We start from the raw sequence: 3,338 nt of genomic DNA on the forward strand, positions 1-3,338 counted from the left end.
CTGGAAGAGGTGGTCGAGGCCGACCTCGTGCTTCATCTGCGCGACATTTCCGATCCGGACACGGCCGCCCAGGCCGAGGATGTCGAGCGTATCCTTGCAGATCTTGGCGTTGACGCTGGTGATGCCAAGCGGGTGATCGAAGTGTGGAACAAGATCGACCGGCTCGACGAAGGCAACCGGACCCGGCTGCTTGCAGACGGCGCCGATGCCAACAAGGCGCCGCCGATTGCGGTGTCGGCGGTGACCGGCGAGGGCATCGATGGGCTGAAGGCGATCATCGAAACGCGGATGGCGGGCGAACTCGAAGACCTCACCGTGACGATCGAGCCGGCACAGTTCGGCCTTGTCGACTGGCTTTACCGCAATGGCGATGTGGTTTCGCGAAGCGACAATGACGACGGCAGCGCCACCATCTCGCTGAAGGCCACGCAAAGCGCGCGCGAAGAGATCGAAAACAGATTGCGTCGTAAAAACAACGGATAATCCGGAGCAGTTCCAGGAAAAGTGTATAGCGGTTTCCGTCGGGAGTTGCCCGAAAAGAGAGACTACTTCGCGGTCTTTGCTTCCTGCCAGAGCGCTTCCATCTCGGCCAGATCAGCCTTGTCCAGCGTGTTGCCGGCTTTCTCCAAAGCCTGCTCGACATAATGGAAACGTGAGCGGAATTTCTCGTTGGTGCCGCTCAGCGCTGCTTCCGAATCGAGCTTGAGGTGGCGACCGAGATTGACGACGGCAAACAGCATGTCGCCGAACTCGTCCTTGATCGAGGCGGTGTCGCCCTTGGCCAGCGCCTCGCGCAATTCGCCGATCTCTTCCTCGATCTTGTCGAGGATGGGCGCTGCCTCGCTCCAGTCGAAGCCGACGCGGGCGGCCTTCTCCTGAAGTTTCAGCGCCCGGGTCAGCGCGGGCAGGGCGACCGGCACGCTGTCCAGAAACCCCTTGCCATTGTCTTCGGGATCGAGACCGCGCGCGAGGCGGGCGCTTCGTTTCTCTGCCTTCTCTTCTGCCTTGATCTTTTCCCACATGCCCTTGGCCATGCCGGCGCTGCGGGCCTTTTCGTCGCCGAAGACATGCGGATGGCGTCGGATCATTTTCGTCGTGATGGCTTGCACCACATCGGGGAAGGCAAACTCGCCGGCCTCCTCGGCCATTTGCGCGTGGTAGACGACCTGCAGCAGCAGATCGCCGAGTTCGTCGCGCAGATCGTCGAGGTCGCCGCGCGCGATGGCATCCGCGACCTCATAGGCCTCTTCGATCGTGTAGGGCGCGATGGTCGAGAAATCCTGTTCGATATCCCAGGGACAGCCGGTCTTCGGCGCCCGCAGCGCCGCCATGATCTCGATCAGGCGCGAAATGTCTTTCGATGGCGTCATAGGGCTGATGCTATCCCGCGACCGGCCGCTCTGCCAACGCTGTCAGTTGGCAAGGGGAGATTGTCCACAGGGGGCAGCTCTGCGAAGGTCAGCTGACCAGAGCCTGGACTTCTCGCCGCCGGGCTGTAGTGAAACTTATCCTTCGTTATCAACTCCTTCGTTATCAACGCGCTGCAGGATCGCGCGGTAACGGCTGCACACTGCGGGATCGGCATAGAAGTCCACTTCCGTATCAATGATCTCGTCAAGGCTTAGTCCAAGGTAATGCGCCTTGACTTTTGCCAGGACGTCTTGCGCTTGCTTGATTTCGCCGAGTTCGGAATGGCAGACGACAAGACGAACGAGCGACCACGGAGGTACAGTCGCCATTTTCGCGTAGCAGGCAGTTGCCTCGCGATACCGCCCAGCCGTCGTCAGTATGACGCCACGGAAGTCATCATACCATCCCACAGCGTACGGGTCGCGGCGCTGGGCTTCGTTTATTTCGCTAAGCCCTTCCTCGGGCCTGTCCGTGTGATTGAGGAAAATAGCGCGGATACTAAGAATGAACGGATCGTTCGGATTGAGCGCAACCGCCCGGTCGAGGCTGATTTCAGCTTGCCTGAATTGGCGCAAATACAAGTGAGCGAAGCCGGTGGCGAGATGCCCATAGGCCTCGTCGGGGTCAAGGCCCAATGCGGTTCTTGCGATCTCCAGTCCGGAATGCAAATGACCGGGATTGTTGTAGTCCCAATAGTACTTGAAGGACTCCACAAAGCTGAGCATGGCGTGGGCGGCAGCAAACCGGGGATCGAGGCTCACCGCCCGGCGCAGAAAGGGTTCTGCTTCGAGCACCGTATCATAGACGGCTGCAAGTTGTAGCGCCCGCAAGTAAAACTCATAAGCCGACATATTGTTGGTCGGCCGGGACCTGGCGCGCGATGCAATCGCTGTTCTGGTCTGTCGTGCCAGACGCGCCGCAATCATCTGGGTGATTTCGTCCTGGATGGCGAAAATGTCGTCGAGTTCGCGGTCGTAGTGTTCGCCCCAGATATGGGCCATCAAGACGGCGTCTGTCAGCTGCACGGTGATGCGAACCCGGTTGCCAATCTTTCGGACGCTACCGTCGACGACATACTGCACGCCAAGTTTCTTTGCCACCTCGGCCACGTCATTGGCCTTGCCTCGGAACTGGAAGGAGGAATTCCGCGCAATGACTAGGAACTCCCTGAACTTGCCGAGCCCGGCGATGATGTCTTCTGTAATCCCGTCGCTGAAATAGTCCTGCTCCGGGTCCCCGCTCATGTTGTGGAAGGGTAGAACGGCAATTGATGGCCTGGTCGGCGCCGCAGCTTCTGCTGTAGCCCCGAAGGGCCTAGGGCCAGCATATTTATAGCCACGGCCATGCACGGTTACGATCATTTCGGCGGGCAGCAGTTTTCGTAGCGCCGAAATGTGGACCTGCAGCGTGTTCTCCTCCACCACCAGGCCGGGCCAGACCGCATCGAAAAGTTCGGTCTTGCTGACCACCTCATCCGGCCTGTCGAGCAACATGGCGAGGATGTCGAAGGAACGGGCCGAAAGCTCCACCGGACCTTTCGGCCCCAGCAACTGCCGTTCGGCGCGTTTCAAACGATAGTTCCCAAACTCCAAGTCCATCGGCAAAGAACCCGTCCTCGCGGGCAAGATAATCCAAGATGACCCTGAAGGCGAACTTCAGGGCCGTTCAGGACTCTTCAGGTCCGGGCCAAGGATTTGAACGGGAACCGGTGTCACTCTCCCCGTCACAGGAGGACACCATGACTGACATGCCCACCCCCATCACCACCCGCCGCCTTAACCTGTCGAAGCCCAGCTTTGCGTGGCTCCAAATCGGCGCATCGCTTGCCGCCATGTCCGGCTTTGTGGGAGATGCACTCAAGATGGCATTCGTGGACCCTTACACGAGTCTCCGTCGCCAGCCGGAGGTCGTCCCGGAGGATGATCTTG

The 3,338-nt window shown here is 59.6% G+C and carries 3 protein-coding genes and 1 pseudogene; 2 read left to right on the plus strand and 2 right to left on the minus strand.

The window, feature by feature from the left end:
* A pseudogene (locus tag EN991_RS28730) lies at positions 1-483 on the plus strand (GTPase HflX); the annotation flags it as partial.
* Between the two features lie 62 nt (positions 484-545).
* Here the strand turns inward: EN991_RS28730 and mazG are convergent.
* Both mazG and EN991_RS28740 read right to left on the minus strand, forming a co-directional pair.
* Positions 546-1,370: a nucleoside triphosphate pyrophosphohydrolase gene (gene mazG, locus EN991_RS28735; protein ID WP_013531500.1), complete on the minus strand. Its 825-nt coding sequence runs from the start codon at positions 1,368-1,370 to the stop codon at positions 546-548.
* A 135-nt stretch (positions 1,371-1,505) separates the two neighbouring features.
* The gene (locus tag EN991_RS28740; protein WP_127370012.1) at positions 1,506-3,008 is read right to left on the minus strand and encodes a winged helix-turn-helix domain-containing protein; all 1,503 of its coding nucleotides are present in this window, start codon (positions 3,006-3,008) and stop codon (positions 1,506-1,508) included.
* 140 nt (positions 3,009-3,148) lie between these two features.
* Between EN991_RS28740 and EN991_RS40400 the strand changes: the two genes are divergently transcribed.
* On the plus strand, positions 3,149-3,338 hold a 190-nt coding region (locus tag EN991_RS40400), incomplete at its 3' end, for a hypothetical protein (RefSeq protein WP_127370011.1).

The organism is Mesorhizobium sp. M7A.F.Ca.US.005.03.2.1, from assembly GCF_003997795.1.
Classification (GTDB): domain Bacteria; phylum Pseudomonadota; class Alphaproteobacteria; order Rhizobiales; family Rhizobiaceae; genus Mesorhizobium; species Mesorhizobium ciceri.

Coding starts and splice junctions, on each gene's coding strand:
- mazG (WP_013531500.1), bottom strand. CDS start 1,370: ATGACGCCATCGAAAGACATTTCGCGCCTGATCGAGATCATGGCGGCG.
- EN991_RS28740 (WP_127370012.1), bottom strand. CDS start 3,008: ATGGACTTGGAGTTTGGGAACTATCGTTTGAAACGCGCCGAACGGCAG.